Below are 19,968 nucleotides of genomic sequence, written 5' to 3'. Positions count from 1 at the left end.
GATCGCGAAAACAAAAGCGTGAGGGACTATGTATTCCATTATTAAATACTACTTTGAATATTTCTGAAAGGCGCAAAGCTAAGTGAAAAAGAGGTGGCAAAGCTTGAATTTTCTACTTTTATGCTTTTATATTCTCCTCAACTTTAGCTATATCCTCGTTGCAAAAATTACTTAAACAGATATATACAATACTCTTGTTTCACTCCGACATAAAAAAAGTTGCAACAGTAAAGAACATACTGAACTGCCTTAATATTTATCCATTTATCTCAAACATAGTGCTCTATGAGATCTGAATTGATTTACAGATAACAGCAAAAGTAAGCGCTTTATTAAAATACAAAACCAAATCCACAATCTAAAAAGACATGATTACTGCTAAAAGCTGAGATAAGGCATGTAAAAGTTATTTTGAATAAGGATAACCCGTATTTTAAGGAAAGCAGTGGTTTAAGGCTATGAAAATGCCAGAAATAAAATCGGTTATAAGAAGTTGATACTTTATTTGAAAAGATGAATTGCCTAACAGCTTATTTAGCGTTTCTTGGCAAGCTGCTAACTATTTTATAGTTTTATTTATAGAGCCTTTAAAAAGAAATTTTGAGTGAAAAAATAAATACAAAAAATACTGAATTCATAAAGACAGCCATCATGACACCGGCAATATTTATTATCAATCACTCAATTGCGTTCTTATATGGATAAGCCCTTTTTAAAATGTCATAGACATTCAAAAATAAGACTTATCCATAAAACTCATGAAATATAAAAACTATCAGCAGCAGGAGTTTATCCTAAATTAGCTGTCTCTCTCTTTTCTTTTTAAAGAAAAAAATGCTTTTCAAAGATAATGAGACAATAGAACACTTAATGAAAATAACTTTCCCACAGTTCTCTCTAATTATTCTGAGAACATTCACATATTTTAACCAGAAATATTTTCAAAAAATTCTTTCATCCGTGAAAAAAAACCATGTGATTGCGGTGAATTTTCATGATTTGAGAGCTTTTCAAATTTTTGCAACAATTCACGTTGTTCTTGCGTTAATTTCTGCGGTGTCTCAATCGTGATATGGATGTAAAGATCACCCCTTGCTTGCTGACGGCGCAACATGGGCATACCTTTGCCTCTAAGGCGGAATTGACGTCCATTTTGTGTTCCTTCTGGGATCTTAACACGTGCTTTAACACCATCAAGGTCGGAAACTTCAAACTCTCCTCCTAAAGCAGCTGTTACCATTGAAATAGGAACGCGACAGTGAAGATCTGCTCCTTCTCGCTGAAAAAACTCATGCGGTTTAATGGAAAGAAAAATATAAAGATCACCATTGGGGCCACCACGAATACCAGCATCACCCTCACCAGAAAGGCGAATACGCGTTCCATCTTCAATACCAGCTGGAACATTTACGCTCAATGAACGTTTTTTCTCTATACGCCGTGTCCCCTGACATTTGGGGCACGGATCGGTAATAGTTTCACCCCGTCCATGACATGTAGGACATGTCCGCTCAATAGAAAAGAAACCTTGCGCAGCACGCACACGTCCAGATCCATGGCATGTTCCACAAACTTGTGGCTTAGAGCCCTTTCTCGCTCCTGATCCTTCACAAACATCACACGTAACGGAACTGGGAATATTAATTTCTGCAGTTTTTCCTGAAAATGCCTCTTCTAAAGTCACTTCCATATTATAACTCAAATCTGCACCACGTTCGCGACTATCACCACGCTTACGGTGGGTCCCTCCCATAATCTCACCAAAAAAGTCTTCGAAAATATCCGCAAATCCACCACCAGCAGCAAAACCACTAAAGGGATTTGCTCCCCCTTGACCACCACTATTTTCAAAGGCCGCATGGCCAAATCGATCATAAGCAGCACGCTTCTGGGGATCTTTAAGAACTTCATAGGCTTCGCCAATTTCTTTGAATTTTCGCTCTGCCTCTTTATCCCCCGCATTGCGATCAGGATGATATTGCATTGCCAACTTACGAAAAGCAGATTTCAACTTTTTATCATCACATTCGCGAGTCACGCCAAGAATTTCATAATAGTCAACCTTCATCATGTATTCCTGATAATTTTTCTGTCATCCAACTTTATGGATAATATTGCTTTTAATTTATATTTTTAGCAACAAAGTTGCAACTTATCTCAAATAATAAAGCCCAGCCTTATATTTCAAAGGCCGGGTTTATAAATTAATCAACACATACGCTGACACTATTTCTTCTTATCATTAACTTCTTCAAAATCAGCATCGACAACATCATCATTCTTTGTTTCTGTTTCAGTATCCGCGCTCGCTGCTTGTGAAGCTTCATACATAGCCTGTCCAAGTTTCATACTGACTTCTGCTAATTTTTGCATCTTTGTTGCTATCTCTTCCGTATCACTGCCTTCAAGCGCAGATTTCAAATCAGAGATTGCTGTTTCAATCTGTCCCTTTTCTTCAGCTGATACTTTATCGCCATATTCATTGAGCGACTTTTCAGTTGAATGAATAAGAGCCTCCGCTTGATTTCTAGCTTCAACACCTTCACGGCGTTTTTTATCCTCAGCCGCGTGCTCTTCTGCATCCTTTACCATTTTTTCAATATCAGCATCACTTAAACCACCTGATGCCTGAATACGAATTTGATGCTCTTTCCCTGTTCCCTTATCCTTGGCCGAAACATTAACAATACCATTCGCATCGATATCAAAAGTAACTTCAATTTGAGGTATACCACGTGGTGCTGGAGGAATACCAACAAGATCAAATTGAGCCAATAACTTATTATCACTTGCCATTTCCCGTTCACCTTGGAAAACACGAATCGTTACAGCACTCTGGTTATCATCAGCTGTCGAAAAAACTTGCGATTTTTTCGTCGGGATAGTGGTATTGCGCTCAATAAGGCGTGTGAAAACCCCACCCAAGGTTTCAATACCCAAAGATAAAGGTGTTACATCTAGCAGCAATACGTCTTTGACATCGCCTTGCAATACACCTCCTTGGATGGCAGCGCCCATTGCAACCACTTCATCAGGGTTAACGCCTTTGTGTGGATCCTTACCAAAGAAGTTCTGCACAACTTGCTGAATCTTAGGCATACGTGTCATACCACCCACTAAAACAACTTCGTCAATCTCACCAGCCTTTAATCCAGCATCTTTCAACGCAGCTTTACAAGGTTCGATGGTACGCTGGACTAAATCGTCAACGAGAGATTCAAATTTTGCCCGAGTCAATTTCATTGTTAAGTGCTTGGGACCTGATTGATCTGCCGTGATAAATGGTAAATTAACTTCTGTTTGCTGTGACGAAGAAAGCTCAATCTTTGCTTTTTCTGCTGCTTCTTTTAAGCGCTGTAAAGCCAGTTTATCATTTTTCAGATCAATTCCTTGCTCTTTTTTGAATTCATCGGCAAAATAACCGACCAAGCGCATGTCAAAGTCTTCACCCCCTAAAAATGTATCCCCATTGGTTGACTTAACCTCAAAAACGCCATCTCCAATTTCAAGGACTGAAATATCAAATGTACCACCACCAAGGTCGTAAACAGCAATTGTTTTTCCGTCCTTTTTGTCCAAACCATAAGCTAAAGCAGCAGCAGTTGGCTCATTAATAATCCGTAAAACTTCAAGTCCAGCAATTTTACCTGCATCTTTCGTGGCTTGACGTTGCGCATCATTAAAATAAGCAGGAACCGTAATAACGGCTTGTTCAACTTTTTCACCAAGATAAGATTCTGCTGTTTCCTTCATCTTTTGCAAAATCATAGCTGAAATTTGTGACGGAGAATATTTCTTTCCCGCCTCTTCAACCCATGCATCACCATTGTCACCTTTAACAATTTTATAAGGAACAAGCGCTTTATCTTTTTCAACCATAGGGTCATCAAAACGGCGCCCTATCAAACGTTTAACTGCAAAAACTGTCCCTTCAGGATTTGTCACCGCCTGCCGTTTAGCAGGTTGCCCAACAAGCCGCTCCCCCCCATCAGTAAAGGCAACAACGGAAGGTGTTGTTCGCGCTCCTTCTGAGTTTTCAATAACTTTTGCATTTTTGCCATCCATAACAGCCACACAAGAGTTCGTTGTCCCCAAATCAATACCAATTACTTTTGCCATATTATAATCTCCATTCAGCAAGCTACCTCAACCTTCATAAAGCATCTTTTTAAGATAGCTCCTCATAACACCTAAAGCCCGTATATTGCTTCAAGCAACATAAATAATAATAAACTGCAAGTCGCAACAAGCCTTGCTGCCTCGTATATAAGAACAGGCTTTTATTGCTACAAGAGAATAATGAGAGAAACATCTCCAAAATAAAAAAATTATTTTAAAATAGGCACTCTAATGACCCATAAATACCATATTTATGAGAGACTTGAGAGCATAATATATTTTTCTTGCAATTCTCAAAAAATATATCTTTCTATAAAAATTAAAAAATAAAAGAATGATTGCACTCTCGCTCTTGATCTTCTCATCATTGATAAAATCGTACTCACGTAAAAGCTTTTTAAAAGGCGAATAATTTATATCACAAATATTATAGATTTTTCTTGGACTAAAATAGTCATCATATCTAATGCTCATATCAGTAAAGGTATTATCTATCAATCTCCTTTCAAAAATTCTCCCTCTAACGGTCTCATTGTTTGCGGCTATTTGAAATCTGTGCTTTAAATTCACCTAAAGCGTTTTTTCTTAACTGTATAATTTTGAACTTTGAAAATATATAAAAATACCTCTGTATAAACGCTTTAAAATGCCAAAAGCTGTCATAATATTAAAAATTGGTAAAGTGGTTAATGATTGTTCTGTATTATATCTTCATTAAGTAAAATAGTAGTGCATCATAGATTTTATACCATTTGCAAATACTATTTATGAGATGAACACGGAAGCGTTAAGAGGTGTGTTGTCATTGTAAATCTTACTGTCTTCTTTTAAATTTCAAGAATTCTATGATTTTTATATTCAAATCAATTTCATTTTAGTATTTCTTTCTTTTATTTTAAATAAAAGCTCTGCTAAAATAAAAAATATTCAAAGTGTGAATCTTATGAAGGAGGGTAAATCAATGATGACATCTATTATTAAGAAAATAACAAATCTCATCTTTAAGAATATAATACATACACAATATCCATATAAAAAGGTTATCATAAATATCGTGTGTACTCTTCTCTTTGCTGGTATAATCCTGCCAGCAGGTGCTCAGCAATATAAACTTGGCGACATAGAAATTCTCAATCCTTGGACACGCGAAACACCTAGAGGTATAAGAGTTGGTAGCGGTTATCTCTACATTATTAATCACAGTAATACCCCAGACCGTTTGGTTTCTATTTCCACAAACGGAGTAAAAACAACAGAGATACACTCTATGGCTGTCGTTAACGATATTATGAAAATGGAAAAAATGCACAATGGCATTGAAATTCCGGGAAATGGCGAAATCACGCTTAAGCCTGGCGGTGATCATATTATGTTCATGGGGCTTTCACAACCATTTAAGTTAGGTGATAAAATTAGCGCAAAATTAACATTTGAGAAAGCAGGAACCATTGATGTTGATTTCTCTGTAAACGCTATGAAAGTACCATCACCTTCTAAATCCTCTCCTGTTCACTAAGCTCCTTTTATTATAAATACACACTTTATAAAATGAAGAAGTGTGAAATTTTTTACGCTTCTTTATTTTTTGTTTAATGCCATCAGTAAAAAATTATCCCCTTTGATGAATTAACTATGGTCAATTTCAGGAATACGTAAAACTTGACCAGGATAAATTTTATCGGGAGATTTTAGCATTGGCTTATTGGCTTCAAAAATAAATGTGTTTTTATTACCTTGCCCTTTTCCATAAACCTCTTCAGCAATTTTCCAAAGATTATCACCAGATTTAACCTCATAAAAGCGAGAAGTTTTTCTAGGCGTTGTATCTATAACCTTTAATTGATCAACATCTACAGAAGAGATACCTTGTGAATTGCCAACAACCAGCAGTGCTTTTTCAAGTGTTTCCCTATCTGGAACTTCACCGCTTAAAATAGCTTTACCGTCTTCAACTTGAATATTGACTTTTTCTGTACCGAGTTGAAAATGATCAAATGCTCTCTTAAAATCCTTTTCTTTTGGTTCATGATCCCCAATACCTAACTTTTCCCCTACAGTTTTAATAAAATTAAAAAATCCCATTACGACCTCATTTCGTGTAGCAGAAACAAATTTTTGTGCATATATTGCCACATTCTTTTCTTTGCTCTTAAAACACATAGGCAGATTTTCTAAACTTCAATAATCAAAACTACATCTGTTCAATTATGAGACAAATACAATAATAAACTTTGTAATAAACCTTGATAAAAAAAGCCTTTATGAAAATTTTCTCTCAAATGAAGGGATCTTAATAGACGTAGAAACATTATAAATTATGAAAGCAAAACAAGATTTTACAGTAATGACAAAAGGTTTTTTACTTTGCTACAATTTGTATCATATTTGTTTTGCAAAAAAAATATGAACTCCCATATAAATAAGTGTGGGTAATTTGCTACCACAGCAATAGAAAGGTCTAAGAAACCATGAAAGATACACCAACAATCACGCAAACGATCGTACTTGTTGATGATGATCGCAATATTTTGACATCTTTATCTTTTGCGCTTGAGACAGAAGGATATCGGGTTGAAAGCTATACAGATGGAGCATCTGCACTCAAGGGTCTCACACTTCACCCTCCACACTTAGCTATTTTTGATATTAAAATGCCCCGAATGGATGGGATGGAACTTTTGCGCCGTTTGCGTCAAAAATCTGATCTTCCAGTTATTTTTCTTACCTCTAAAGATGATGAAATTGATGAATTATTTGGTCTCAAAATGGGAGCTGATGATTTTATTACTAAACCTTTCTCCCAACGTCTTCTTATTGAACGAGTGAAAGCTATTTTACGCCGTTCTAATGCACGTAACCAACCGCTTTCTACAGGAACTTCTTCCACCTCTTCTCTCAAACGTGGAGATCTTGTGATGGATCAAGAACGCCACACCTGTACATGGAAAGATAAACCTGTTATTTTAACCGTTACGGAATTTTTGATTCTGCAAACCTTAGCACAAAGACCAGGAGTTGTAAAAAGTCGTGATGCTTTAATGGATGCTGCTTATAGTGATCAAGTCTACGTAGATGATCGCACCATTGATAGTCACATTAAACGTCTGCGTAAAAAGTTTAAACAAGTGGATGATGATTTTGCAATGATTGAAACACTTTATGGTGTAGGTTATCGTTTCCACGAGGTATAAAACTACTTTGTCGCAAAAATTTGAATGGCAATCAAATCGATGACAGACAATTCTCAACTGGAAACTTTACAAAAAACAACCGTTAATGGTACCTCCTCAACGCCATTTCTTATGTTCGCTGGTTTGCATCTTCGAACACAACGTCTCTTTAGACAATTGCTTTTTTCCAGCCTCACACGTCGCATTGTTATATTAAACATTGCTGCCCTTGCCGTTTTAGTTACAGGCATTTTATACCTTAACCAATTTCGCGATGGTTTAATTGAAGCAAAAATCAAAAGTTTATGTACCCAAGGAAAAATTATTGCTGGGGCTATTGCTGCTTCTGCAACAGTAGATACAAATTCTATCCTCATTGACCCTCAAAAACTCTTAGAGTTACAGACTGGTGAAAGCGTTACACCCGCTCCTCAATCAACCGATTCTTGGGATTTTCCTATTAACCCTGAGCAAGTTGCCCCTCTTTTACGGCGTCTTATTACACCTAAAACGACAAGAGCACGTATCTATGATCGTGATGCTACTCTCCTTCTTGATTCGCGCGTTCTTTATTCTAGTGGAGAAGTTTTTAGTTATGATTTACCCCCACTTAAAACAGAACAAAACATGTGGGATCGCCTTACTTCATGGTATTCAAGCGTATTTTATGGCAAAGGTATTGCTCTTGACAGAGAACAAACAAAAACCAGTGGTATTGCTTATCCAGAAGTGTACCGCGCATTAAACGGATCTCTTGCTACGGCTAAAAGACGCAACAGACAAGGGCAATTAATTGTTTCTGTTGCCGTTCCTGTTCAACGCTATCGCGCAGTGGTTGGTGCTCTTCTTCTTTCAACCACTGGTTCCGATATTGATAACATTGTAAAAGGCGAAAGACTGGTTATCTTTAAAGTTTTTGCCGTTGTAGGTAGCGTACTTTTGGTTCTTTCTCTCTTTTTGGCCCATACGATTGCCCATCCATTAAGTAAATTATCTGCCTCGGCTAATCGAGTGCGTAATGGCAATAATCAGCGTGTGGAAATTCCTGATTTTTCAATGCGTGAAGATGAAATTGGTCACCTTTCAACTTCTATTCGTGATATGACCAATGCCCTTTATATGCGTATTGAAGCCATTGAACGTTTTGCTGCTGATGTAAGTCACGAATTAAAAAATCCTCTCACCTCCCTACGCAGTGCTGTTGAAACGCTCCCTCTGGCTAAAAATGAAGAAGCACAAGAGAAATTGCTTGAAATTATTCAACATGATGTGCGCCGCCTTGATCGGTTGATTACAGATATTTCTGATGCATCGCGGCTCGATGCAGAGCTTGCACGAGAAACTGCAGAGATCGTTGATATGACACCGCTTTTGGAAAGTCTTGTTCATGCTGTTCAGGAAGTGTATCGTAATACGCAAACTATTGATATAAGCCTTAATATTGTCCCACGTCCTCATGGAAAAGCCTATCTTGTATTGGGACACGAACTCCGTTTAGGACAAGTGATTTCAAATCTTCTTGAAAATGCGCGTTCTTTTATTCCTCGGAATCGTGGCAAAATTTGCATTACTATGAAAAGTCATGCTTCAACCCTTATTTTAACCATTGAAGATAATGGCCCAGGTATTCGTTCAGAAAATATTGAACGCATTTTTGAACGTTTTTACACAGATCGACCAAATGAAGATGCTTTTGGACAAAACTCTGGACTTGGCCTTTCTATTAGTCGGCAAATCATCGAAGCTCATAATGGGACAATTACAGCCGAAAATATTATTGATCCTACACTTGGGAAGTGTAAAACTGGTGCACGTTTTACTATTATGCTTCCGCTTGCTAAATAAATCTTTTATCCAAAGTAAAAGACATGAAAACAAAATGTGAAATACTCCACGCAAATTGCCTGCAACTAGGCGGCAAGGGGCTGTTAATTATAGGTCCATCTGGATCAGGAAAATCAACCATCACCCTTTCTTTGCTTGACCGCGCTGAGTGGTCAAAACGTGAAGCGAAGCTTATCAGTGATGATTATACAATGTTGCGTGCGGAAAATGGAAAGCTTCACGGATACACTCCTGATAATTTAGAGGGCGGCATCGAGATTCGTGGCGTTGGTCTTTATATGATAGAATTTGAAAAGCACACAACTATCGATTGTGTTATTTTTCTCGGTCCGAAGTATGAACGTTTTTCCACAAATAAAACTTTTCAATTTGAAAATTTGCACATTCCTCTTTTAAAACTTCCCTCTCTTCGTGAAGCCGATTGTACAGCCATTTGTCAAGCTATTGAAGCATTTTTGTTTAGAAGAATATGGCAAAAATCTGTCTAATTTTTTTCTAAAGATAAAAAAATCACAATTTTTGCCTTTTTTTTGCAAATTTTTCTTGGCAGCAAGATAAAGCCTTGTACAATGTCTTTCCCACCAACTATGGTCGGGTCTTATTAGTTAACAGGAGTTTGCGTAAATGATTGGACTCGTGCTTGTAACGCACGGTGAGCTGGCTGTCGAATTTTTACATGCCGTGGAACATGTTGTTGGAGTACAAGAAAAGTTCGCAACAATATGCGTTTATCCCGATGACGATATAGATCAGCGCCGAGGTGATATTATAGCCGCAGTAACCGATACAGATACGGATCATGGCGTCATCATATTAACAGATGTGTTCGGTGGAACACCATCAAATATAGCTATTCCTGCTATTGAAAAAGGACGCGTTGAAATGATTGCGGGTGTTAATTTGCCCATGCTTATTAAACTGATTTCTATTCGCAAATGTCCTGATATTTCATTATCAGACGCGTTAAGAATAGCACAAGAAGCAGGGCGTAAATATATTAATGTACCAAGTATAATTTTATAGCGGATAATAAAATACCAATGTTTTCCAAAGATACCCTCCCATGTATAAGTCGTCATTTCAATATCTGTAATAAACGTGGGTTGCATGCACGTGCCTCTGCAAAATTTGTACAAACTGTTGACAATTTTAATGTTACTGTTGAAGTTGAAAAGGACGGAAAAATTGTTGGCGGATCATCAATTATGGGACTTATGATGCTAGCGGCTTCATCCGGTTGCAACCTTACCATTCGTGTTTCAGGACCAGAAGCAACAGATGCTCTTAATGCTCTTGAAAAGCTCATCAATAACAACTTTGGAGAGGAAAACTAGTGCTTTTTCATCATAAACAAGGATGATAATTCTTAGAAAATAGGAACTTTCCATCATTATTTTGAATTTTAATTTCTCTTCCCGCTTTTATACCAATATTCATATCCATTATAGATTGGTATAATTATCATAAATGTAAAAGCTTATAGTTATTTTGTTATGCAATAATTTTTTCCTTTTCCTAACATTATTTGGCCCATTTGAATAGTTTTGCGTATTATGGCTATTCCCCAACTTAATCATATAATTAGACCTTTACAGAAAAGAGAACTCTTCACCTTTGTATTAGAATATGCTTTATTTTAGGCTAAAGATAAATGTCAAAATAATTTCGCACATCAAAAATCTATCAACTTTCTTATTTTCTGCTCACTTTGTAGCTTTTATAATACACAAGTAATCTTCCATTGCACATCATTGTGATACAGATCATGAAAATGCAATTCTTATCAATGTCATAACCATTTTCTTAAAACGAATAAGCTTTGTAAGCTCATAATTATAGTAAGAATTCTTTAGACATTCTTTTTCTATACTATTGCCTTGTTTTCTGTGGTACGTGCCCCGCCCTTATTATCTATATTGCGCTTGGGATAACATCTTTCATTATAAGGAGATAATATCATGGATCGTCTATTTAGTGCTCTTCAGATTCCTCAACAAACAACAAAAGCCCTCATATCATTGCAAAATGGCTTACCAAAAGCGCAATGGATCAATCCGCAAAATTTTCATGTAACCTTATCTTTTTTTGGCGAAGTTGAAAGCTCCCTAGAAGATGAAATTATGCATACCTTTAACACTATAGAACTTCCTTCTTTTACGCTACAGATAAAGGGTTTTGAAGTTTTTAGTTCAGAAAATGCTCCCCATTCTCTTGTGGTTCGCATTGAACCTTGTGAAAAGCTTACTCTTTTACATGAAAAGATGCAATATATCCGGAATAAATTAGAGTTAAAGCCTGATGAAAGACTATTTATTCCGCATATCACTCTTGCACGAATATTTGATATTAATCTTAAAGATCTTTCTTCTTATCTATCTTCTCGAGATGATTTTTCGCTCCCTCCTTTTGAGGTTGATCATTTTGTTTTATTGTTATCGGCCTCTCCCTTAAATAAGACTCCCTATATTGTAAAAGGAAGTTGGGCGCTTCAAAGATAAAAGGGTGTTATAAACACCCTTTAAAAAAAGACTTCATATATATGTAATTGCAGGGAATACTGCATTTTATGTTGGAGATTTATTATTGATGTGTTTTAAGCCGAATCAGCTTCAACAGAAGCTTCTTTTGCTCCTCCTTTAGCTACACCCACTATAGCTGGACGTAGCACCCTTTCCCCGATAATATAACCTGCCTGAACCACTTGTTGAACAGTATTATCTGGAACATCAGCATTGGGAATTTCAAACATCGCTTGATGAAAGTGAGGATCAAATTTTTGCCCCTCTGGATGAATTTTTTGCACCCCATGACGTTCTAATGCTGCCATCATGGCACGTTCAGTCATTTCAACGCCTTCTGCTAATGATTTCAAACCAGCATCACTCTCCCGTGCACCTTCTGGAATCGCTTCCAAAGCACGATTGAGATTGTCAGAAACCGATAACATATCCCTTGCAAAATTAGCAATGGAATAAGCCTTTGCATCCGCCACATCTCGCATAGTACGGCGTCGAAGATTTTCCATATCTGCAACAAGACGTAAAAGTTGATCTTTCAATTCTTTATTTTCATCCTGCAAAGACGCTAAAAGATCACTAACCTCATTGCTTTCTGTTTCAACGACTTCGTGTTCCTCTGTTTTATGTGTTTTTAAAAATTCATCGGCTGCCTGTTTAAGTGTATTACGATCAGCTGGATTTTTTAAATCACAATTTTCAAATGAAGCGTCAGTAAATTTGTTTTTTTCATCAGACATAAAAATTTTATTCCTTCATAAGATTCGTTATTCTCGATATCGAAATTCTACAGACAAAAATCAAGGGGTATCGATGTATATAATACAATGAGCTTTTATAGTACAAATACTTACTTGCACCGTTTTAACGCAATAACTGTGACACAAGTTGAGCTGTATAATCAACCATGGGCACGATCCTTGCATAATTAAGCCGTGTAGGACCAATAACACCTAAAGCACCAATGACTCTTTGTTGTGAATCACGATAAGGTGCTACAACTAAAGAAGAACCAGAAAGTGAAAATAACTTATTTTCTGAACCAATAAAAATTCTAACCCCAGAACCTTCATCCGTTAAATCGAGAAGCTGTGCCATACTCTCACGCGTTTCAAGATCATCAAACAAATGGCGCAACCGTTCTAAATCTTCTTCTGCTTTTACATCTTCAAGCAAATTGCTACGCCCGCGAACAATGAGGTGTATTTTATGATCAGCATCTTCTCCTCCCCAAAGAGCTAATCCCGTTTCAACAAGATGATGCGATAAATCATCAAGTGCAGCCCGTGTTTCTGCACATAAGCGGGCAATTTCCCCTTTAGCTTCACTTAGTGTGCGCCCTTGGATATGGGCATTGAGAAAATTCGTTGCTTCCGTCAATTGTGCATGAGTAACCCCTTCTGGTAAATGAACAATACGATTTTCAACTTCACCTTGTTGAGTCACCAAAACGGCAAGAGCGTTCTCCCTATCAAGGCGCACAAATTCAATATGTTTCAATGTTCCTTCTTGTTTCGTTGCTAAAACAAGCCCTGCCCCACGTGATAGATCTGAAAGAACTCGGCTTGCTTGAACAAGAAAATGTTCAACCGATTGTGCATGACCAGCCTCTTTGACTTGCATTTCAATATTTTCTCGCTCTTCGTTTGGCAAATCACCCGCTTCCATAAATGCATCAACAAAAAAGCGTAAACCTGATTGTGTTGGCATTCGACCCGCAGAAACATGTGGTGCATAAATCAAACCGAGATGTTCAAGATCACTCATCACGTTACGAATCGTTGCAGGTGATAATGTCTGTTGCAAAAGCCGCGAAAGATTACGTGACCCTACAGGTTCCCCATCATTAAGATAAGCTTCAACAATATGGCGAAAAATATCACGCGAACGCTCATCAAGATATTTTAGTTCATTATCAATAGTTTTGTGTTTCATCACAATTGTTTCACTATTTTTAAAATCCTCATCTCTTATATAAGTTTTGCCAAGGTTTGGTCAAATAGTCTAAAGTAGTATAAAAACATATTATCCTATTGAGCTGTAAAATGCTACCTTTCAGAGTGATGCTTGATAAATTACGCAGGAAATATTTTTTGTTAGAGTGTATGAGAAATATTTAAGATAAGAGTTGATCTGTAAAGTGGTCTGCTGTAGGGACTTGTCAAAAGAATCTAGATTGATTAAAAACCGCTGTAAGTAGAAAATTTTACCCTTTAGAGCAAGCAGAAAATTGGAAATTTACCATAAAAATGCTATCATAAAAAAGACATGTCTTTCTTATCTTTGCAATATTATCTTCGTACAAGATAAAAATTTTTATTGGAACAAAATATCATTAAACGTGTAAAATAATCATATCATGTAAAATCAAGCAGAATGTGTGTGTATGAGCATTTAAACCGGTTTTTAGCACAAAAATAATTCCCCTTTCATTTTTGGAGAAATCTATATGAGAAGCATAGCAGATAAAAAACTTGTCATTGCTACACATAACACCGGAAAATTGCATGAAATCACTACTTTAATTACGCCTTTCGGTTTAATAATACAATCGGCAAAAGAACTGGGCTTGCCAGAACCAAAAGAAACGGGAAAAACATTTGAAGAAAATGCTTATATTAAAGCTTTTTCAGCAGCAAAAAAAACAGGACTTCCTGCACTCTCTGATGATTCAGGCTTAGAGGTAGATGCATTGGAGGGCGCGCCAGGCGTTTATACCGCTGATTGGGCAATTCAAGCCGATGGTACACGTAATTTTCCAAAAGCTATGAAAAAAATAGAAAATGAACTCCAAAAAGTCGGAGCACGAGAAAAAAACCAACGGAAATGCCGTTTTATATCCGTCATTTGCATTGCATGGCCTGATGCTCATGCAGATTATTTCCGCGGATGCGTTGAAGGAACGTTCATTTGGCCTCCACGGGGAGACAAAGGCTTTGGTTTTGATCCTATTTTTTTACCCGATGGATATGAAAATACCTTTGGAGAAATGTCAACAGAGCAAAAACACAACTGGAAACGTAATGATCTTCCCCCTCTTTCGCATCGCGCACGTGCTTTCAAACTTTTGGCAGAAAACCTTTTAGCATTCTCATGAATGAACCTTTCGGCATTTACATTCATTGGCCCTTTTGTGCAGCTAAATGTCCTTATTGTGACTTTAATTCGCATGTTCGCATCCATGGTGTTGATCAACCACGTTTTGTCACCGCCTTTAAGCGCGAAATAGAAACGCAATACCACAAAATAGGCCCACGCCATATTACAAGTATTTTTATTGGTGGAGGAACCCCTTCTCTTATGGAGCCGCAAACTGTCGATGCCCTATTGCAAGCACTTGCAAAAAAATGGGTAGTCGATGATAAAGTTGAAATTACATTAGAAGCTAATCCATCCAGTGTGGAAGCAGAGCGCTTTCGTGGATACCGTACGGCAGGTGTTAATCGCTTATCTCTAGGAATACAAGCGCTCAATGATAAAGCATTGCGCAAACTTGGCCGACTCCATAATGTGGAACAAGCTCTTTGTGCCATTACTTTAGCGCGACAAATTTTTCCACGTTTATCCTTTGATCTCATTTATGCCCGCCCTGAACAAACTCTTGAAGAATGGAAATCTGAACTTGTACAAGCAATTGATTTAGCAGCAGACCATCTTTCTCTTTATCAATTGACAATCGAAGAAGGAACTGCCTTTAAACGGCTTCATGATGCAGGAAGACTTATCCTTCCCCCATCAGAGCTAGCAGCAGATCTGTACCATCTTACTCAAGAAATAACCGCACTGCATGGACTTCCTGCCTATGAAATCTCAAACCATGCAATGCCCGGTGCCGAATCAGCACACAATCTTCTTTATTGGCGTTATCACCAATATGCAGGCTTTGGTCCAGGAGCACATGGACGTTTCATTGAGCACGCACCGAATCATTCCTCTTTCTGTTCAAAAACATCATTATCACACCTTAAAAACCGTGAACGTTATGTCACAATAAATGAAAAACATCCCGAACAGTGGCTTAATTTGGTAGAAACAACAGGACATGGCTGTATTGAAACGGAACATTTAACCACTGAACAACAGGCAAATGAAATGCTCCTTATGGGATTACGCCTTTGCGAAGGCTTAGAACTTATACGCTATGAAACCTTAAGCCCTAAACGTATCCCAATGGAAAAACTGATCGATTTACAACACCAAGAATTGATAGAAATGGTGGATAACCAACGCTTAAAAGCAACAACCAAAGGACGTATTGTTCTTGATCATATCATCAGCCAACTCGCAAACTAAAGTTTTTATAACAACATACTTATTTTAATCATAATTATCATTTTTCATAGCAAAAGCGAGACTAAAATATTGTAAGATTCCCTTATTTTAAATCTGTTTATAGTCAATTAATTACAACCATTCGCTTACACCTTAAAAATAGGGAATGTGGATAAAAATTATAAAAAAGAGGCAATACCTTTTATGAACACTCTCAAATGAAAGCTATCGCAATATTTTGAGCTGGAAAGTGTATAGTGGTCTAGCTTTTTTCATAAGCGCAAAGATGATGCAATACTATAGACTTTATACACTTCACGGAAAATTCTATATTACATATTCATAAGAACCATTGTAGCATGAATATGATAAAAACTAAGAGATATTTCTTTAAAACAAGCACATGAATATATAACACGATGATTTTTGTTCTTTATGAGATCGTGGCACTATTAAAGAACCAAAGACATAAGCATGAAACAATCTCTATTATTTACTCTAGATCCTTTTGAAAACTGTAAAATCGCATGAAAAAGGATAGTAAAAAGGTACATTTATTTTTACCTTTATGCTTTTATATCCTCCCTCAATGAGACTCTATGTCTGCTTGTGAAGAAGCAAAGCCGAGCACCAGCACATAACTTTGCCAGCTCGTGGGTGTTGCGACGGCCCTTGGCACTTGAGACGGTTCATAAGAGACATTTGTATTCCTTTATTCTATAGTTTTTACCCACACACTCATCCCCGCTTGTTATGTGCAAGCAAATGATTTCTCTTGATTTAAGATAAACAGGTTTGAAATGAGAGAATCCTCGAATATTAGGGCTCTTATCCAACATGCAAAACAATGAATTATTCTTATAAATCAATGTGATGTATCTTAAGAGATTACAAAAACAGATATACATGCAACATTTTATCTCACCCTGACATATAAAAACTGTTGTAACAAAGAAAATTGTGAACCAATATTTGAAACATGCCGTTGTGTGCTGGGTATTGATTTATAAGGTAACAGCAAAATCACGAATTTTATTAAACATACAATGCTATAAAATCACAAATATACTAAATATAAATCGGCATTGCTTCGTTGGCGAGCAAAATGGTATTCGTTGCATATCACCTTACTTGTATGTGTACATGCTTATGGCTATCTATACACGTCCTTTAAGGTTATTTTATAACTAATTGAAAATAATAATATAGGACAATCCTTGGCTAAAAAAGTCAATGTGATGCTACAGAAGAATTTCTATATATCTTTATCATCAAAAATATTAAAGCTGATTGGATAAGCTTACTTTCTATCTCATAATGATTTTTTCTACAATAAAGGTTCTTTGGAGTAACAAAGAGTATGGCAAAATATATGGATAAAATAAACTTGAAGCGTATTTCTATAGGCTTTATTTTAAAAGAAGTTCATTGAAACAAGGAAAGCATTTTATGAACATGCAGAAATCATATTAATACATGTGGTATGAATGAATGCATTTACGTTGTACGAACTTTTTACAATAGCAGCATGTTTTTGTGTGTCTTTATGGCTCCAATCTGTCATCACACACAATGATGATATAATATTCATTGTTTTCCATATATGATTGCGTGTGACTTCCTTTCTACACTTTAAAGAACGAATATTTTCAATCCAATATGGTCTAAACAGTTCTGCTTCTTCAAACAGGTCTCTTTTGGCTTTTCAATTACGTAATTCACTTAACTAAAGACTCTACAGGCAAGAATCCCAACTTAAGAATATTCATCACTTACTCTAAGACTACTTAATATATTAAGTTTTACGAGTCTCGTATCACCACACCTTATCTTATGGCACAACAAGACAAAGGTATTTTTGAACCAACAATTATTTCTTTATGCAAAAAAATCAACAATAAAACGCTCATAAATAGCAGTGAGCGTTTCCACAGCTTCAAGAGATACACACTCATCTACCATATGCATCGTTTGCCCTGGTAAGCCAAACTCAACCACTGGGCAATAGTCCTTAATAAATCGCGCATCTGAAGTACCACCAGAAGTAGAACATTCTGGTATACTCCCTGTTACACATTTAATCGCATTGGATACAGTTTGAATGAGTTTATCATTTTTAGTCAAAAAAACATCCCCTAAACTTGGAATCCATTCAAGCTGATAAGAGGGATATTGATCACTATTGTTTTTTGCTTGCACCAAAGCAAGGCGCTTTTCAATTTCCTCCATCAGTGTTTCTTTTGTCCAAAGATCATTGTAGCGTATATTAAAACGAACCGTTGTCTGCGCTGGAATAACATTGACTGCTAAGTTACCGGTATCGATGGTTGTTAGTTCTAAATTACTCGGTTGAAAATTCTCTGTCCCTTTATCTAAAGCTGTTTGTGTCAATACTTGAATCAGCTTACTTGCCAAAGGCAAGGGATTGGCAGCCCGTTCTGGAAAAGCAACATGGCCTTGGCGACCTTTCACGATAATGATACCAGAAATCGATCCGCGACGACCAATTTTGATAATATCACCAACAGTCTTTACACTTGTTGGTTCTCCCACAAGAGCCGCAGTCCATTTTTCGCCTTTTTTTTCTGCCCATTTGAGAAGTTTTACCGTACCATTAACGGCAGGTCCTTCTTCATCACCTGTAATTAAAAGGCTTACCCTTCCTTTAATGGACTGTTTCTCAAGAACTCGCGCTAGAGCCGCAATAAAACAAGCGATACCACCCTTCATATCAACAGCACCCCGCCCATATAATTTCCCCTGATCTATAACAGCTTCAAAAGGTGGATAAGTCCAATCTTCCAATGCGCCTGGCGGTACGACATCCGTATGACCCGCAAACATAAGATGGGGTCCTTCACTTCCCATTTTTGCATAAAGATTTTCAACATTATCTGTATTTTTATCCGTAAAAATAGGGCGATCGACGTGAAATCCCATTTTTTTCAAAAATTGTTCCAAAGTTGATAAAGCCCCTGCTTCATGAGGTGTAACAGAAGGACAACGAATAAGTGCCTGTAATAGCTGAAGTGGATCTGTAAGAACAGACATAAGGTCCCTTCCCATTTTTTATAAGTCATCGGAACTTAGAGTTATTACGCTGAATTACAAAAAAGATAAAGCAAAAACATTGAAGACACTCAGCAAACCAAGCAGGGGAGAACAATCGTGCTGAGAGCTTCAATGGCTTCCTCATTATGATGCATGAGCAAGCACACACTCAACAAAACACTCAACAAAAAGTTCCGTTAAATATTGCCTTCATTTGAAAGTTTTTTACGCCTCTAATTTATATGAATCAAAATTAATTGCATGCAGTCTAGGAGCATTTTCTTTCAACCAAGCTCGATATGTTTTACTATCAGGACATAGCTCTTCACAAAGAGCCCAAAATCTTGGTCCGTGATTCATTTCAACAAGATGAGCAACTTCATGGGCAACAACATACTCAACAACTTCTTTTGGTGCCATAATAAGGCGCCAAGAAAAAGAAAGACGCTTATCGATTGAACAAGAGCCCCAACGACTTCTCGTATCTTTATAACAAATGGATTTGACTTTACGTTCTACCTGATGAGCATAAAGTGCCACCAAAGGCGTTATAATAAGCGCCGCTTGTTTTTTTAAAACGTCAGCAATGCGTCTTGGAAGATATTCTAATTGACCATAAACAATAATTTCAGGCCCTTGCTCCGCATCTGCTGTAACAATTTCTGTTACTCCACGTCCCTTTCTATGCTTTATGGTATGAGAAACGCCCAATAAAGGTATTGTCGCCCCCTCTTTGAGATAAGCATTTTCAGGAGAGACTTGTACACGAGCAAGACGTGCCTCAATCCAAGACCGATGTTTTTCAATAAAATTTTCAACCGCATAGAGATTTATCGCTGGTGGTGTTGTTACACAAATCTCATGATTTCTGGCATCGATACGTAAAGTAAGACGGCGCGCATACTTATTTTCCCGCACCCGTACAGGTACAGAGCGATCAGAAAAAATAAAATGCTGTTTAGAAATGCTCATATATTTTTATCTTCATCATTAAT

General features: G+C 37.0%; 16 protein-coding genes. 9 read left to right on the top strand and 7 right to left on the bottom strand.

Features of this window, described 5'->3' with window-relative positions; genetic code table 11:
- Window positions 1-925: 925 nt before the first annotated feature.
- On the bottom strand, window positions 926-2,068 hold the full coding sequence (dnaJ, locus tag ACFILZ_RS00800) for a molecular chaperone DnaJ (RefSeq protein WP_375606148.1): 1,143 nt from the start codon (window positions 2,066-2,068) through the stop codon (window positions 926-928).
- Between the two features lie 158 nt (window positions 2,069-2,226).
- Entirely contained in the window at window positions 2,227-4,119 is a 1,893-nt protein-coding gene (gene dnaK / locus ACFILZ_RS00795; protein WP_375610012.1) for a molecular chaperone DnaK, read from the bottom strand.
- 961 nt (window positions 4,120-5,080) lie between these two features.
- Between dnaK and ACFILZ_RS00790 the strand changes: the two genes are divergently transcribed.
- A complete protein-coding gene (locus ACFILZ_RS00790; RefSeq protein WP_375606146.1) occupies window positions 5,081-5,635 on the top strand; it encodes a copper chaperone PCu(A)C in 555 nt (184 codons plus the stop codon).
- A 110-nt stretch (window positions 5,636-5,745) separates the two neighbouring features.
- On the opposite strand, the gene lysM is transcribed toward ACFILZ_RS00790, so the two are convergent.
- Window positions 5,746-6,201 (bottom strand): peptidoglycan-binding protein LysM, encoded by a 456-nt coding sequence (lysM, locus tag ACFILZ_RS00785; protein ID WP_375606145.1) that lies wholly within the window; start codon window positions 6,199-6,201, stop codon window positions 5,746-5,748.
- Between the two features lie 386 nt (window positions 6,202-6,587).
- Here lysM and ACFILZ_RS00780 point away from each other — a divergent pair, with 386 nt between their 5' ends.
- The 6 genes from ACFILZ_RS00780 (at window position 6,588) to thpR (ending at window position 11,632) form a co-directional block, all read left to right on the top strand.
- Window positions 6,588-7,310 carry a response regulator transcription factor gene (locus tag ACFILZ_RS00780; protein WP_005774392.1) on the top strand — a complete coding sequence of 241 codons (723 nt, stop codon included), beginning with the start codon at window positions 6,588-6,590 and terminating at the stop codon, window positions 7,308-7,310.
- 39 nt (window positions 7,311-7,349) lie between these two features.
- Entirely contained in the window at window positions 7,350-9,134 is a 1,785-nt protein-coding gene (locus ACFILZ_RS00775; RefSeq protein WP_375606144.1) for a stimulus-sensing domain-containing protein, read from the top strand.
- A gap of 23 nt (window positions 9,135-9,157) precedes the next feature.
- The gene (locus tag ACFILZ_RS00770) at window positions 9,158-9,622 is read left to right on the top strand and encodes an HPr kinase/phosphatase C-terminal domain-containing protein (RefSeq protein WP_375606143.1); all 465 of its coding nucleotides are present in this window, start codon (window positions 9,158-9,160) and stop codon (window positions 9,620-9,622) included.
- A 136-nt stretch (window positions 9,623-9,758) separates the two neighbouring features.
- Complete coding sequence (locus ACFILZ_RS00765) at window positions 9,759-10,157, top strand: PTS sugar transporter subunit IIA (protein ID WP_375606142.1); 399 nt, start codon at window positions 9,759-9,761, stop codon at window positions 10,155-10,157.
- Between the two features lie 17 nt (window positions 10,158-10,174).
- The gene (locus tag ACFILZ_RS00760; protein WP_012754483.1) at window positions 10,175-10,468 is read left to right on the top strand and encodes an HPr family phosphocarrier protein; all 294 of its coding nucleotides are present in this window, start codon (window positions 10,175-10,177) and stop codon (window positions 10,466-10,468) included.
- A 624-nt stretch (window positions 10,469-11,092) separates the two neighbouring features.
- Window positions 11,093-11,632: an RNA 2',3'-cyclic phosphodiesterase gene (thpR, locus tag ACFILZ_RS00755; RefSeq protein WP_375610011.1), complete on the top strand. Its 540-nt coding sequence runs from the start codon at window positions 11,093-11,095 to the stop codon at window positions 11,630-11,632.
- 95 nt (window positions 11,633-11,727) lie between these two features.
- On the opposite strand, the gene grpE is transcribed toward thpR, so the two are convergent.
- Entirely contained in the window at window positions 11,728-12,390 is a 663-nt protein-coding gene (gene grpE / locus ACFILZ_RS00750; RefSeq protein WP_375606140.1) for a nucleotide exchange factor GrpE, read from the bottom strand.
- A gap of 124 nt (window positions 12,391-12,514) precedes the next feature.
- Window positions 12,515-13,585, bottom strand: a complete 1,071-nt coding sequence (gene hrcA / locus ACFILZ_RS00745) for a heat-inducible transcriptional repressor HrcA (RefSeq protein WP_375610010.1) — start codon at window positions 13,583-13,585, stop codon at window positions 12,515-12,517.
- 514 nt (window positions 13,586-14,099) lie between these two features.
- Between hrcA and rdgB the strand changes: the two genes are divergently transcribed.
- Together rdgB and hemW are read left to right on the top strand one after the other, a co-directional pair.
- Entirely contained in the window at window positions 14,100-14,747 is a 648-nt protein-coding gene (rdgB, locus tag ACFILZ_RS00740) for an RdgB/HAM1 family non-canonical purine NTP pyrophosphatase (protein ID WP_375610009.1), read from the top strand.
- Window positions 14,744-15,943 carry a radical SAM family heme chaperone HemW gene (gene hemW / locus ACFILZ_RS00735; RefSeq protein WP_375607934.1) on the top strand — a complete coding sequence of 400 codons (1,200 nt, stop codon included), beginning with the start codon at window positions 14,744-14,746 and terminating at the stop codon, window positions 15,941-15,943. Before rdgB ends, hemW begins: the two co-directional genes overlap by 4 nt.
- Before the next feature lie 1,857 nt (window positions 15,944-17,800).
- Here the strand turns inward: hemW and dapE are convergent.
- The gene (gene dapE, locus ACFILZ_RS00730) at window positions 17,801-18,973 is read right to left on the bottom strand and encodes a succinyl-diaminopimelate desuccinylase (RefSeq protein ID WP_375606136.1); all 1,173 of its coding nucleotides are present in this window, start codon (window positions 18,971-18,973) and stop codon (window positions 17,801-17,803) included.
- Window positions 18,974-19,198: 225 nt separating this feature from the next.
- Window positions 19,199-19,945 (bottom strand): M48 family metallopeptidase, encoded by a 747-nt coding sequence (locus tag ACFILZ_RS00725; protein WP_375610008.1) that lies wholly within the window; start codon window positions 19,943-19,945, stop codon window positions 19,199-19,201.
- Window positions 19,946-19,968: the final 23 nt, after the last annotated feature.

Source organism: Bartonella sp. AP40SXNS (assembly GCF_042195825.1).
GTDB lineage: Bacteria > Pseudomonadota > Alphaproteobacteria > Rhizobiales > Rhizobiaceae > Bartonella.
The sequence above is the reverse complement of the archived record's forward strand: the minus strand, read 5'-3'. Positions and strand labels throughout refer to the sequence as shown.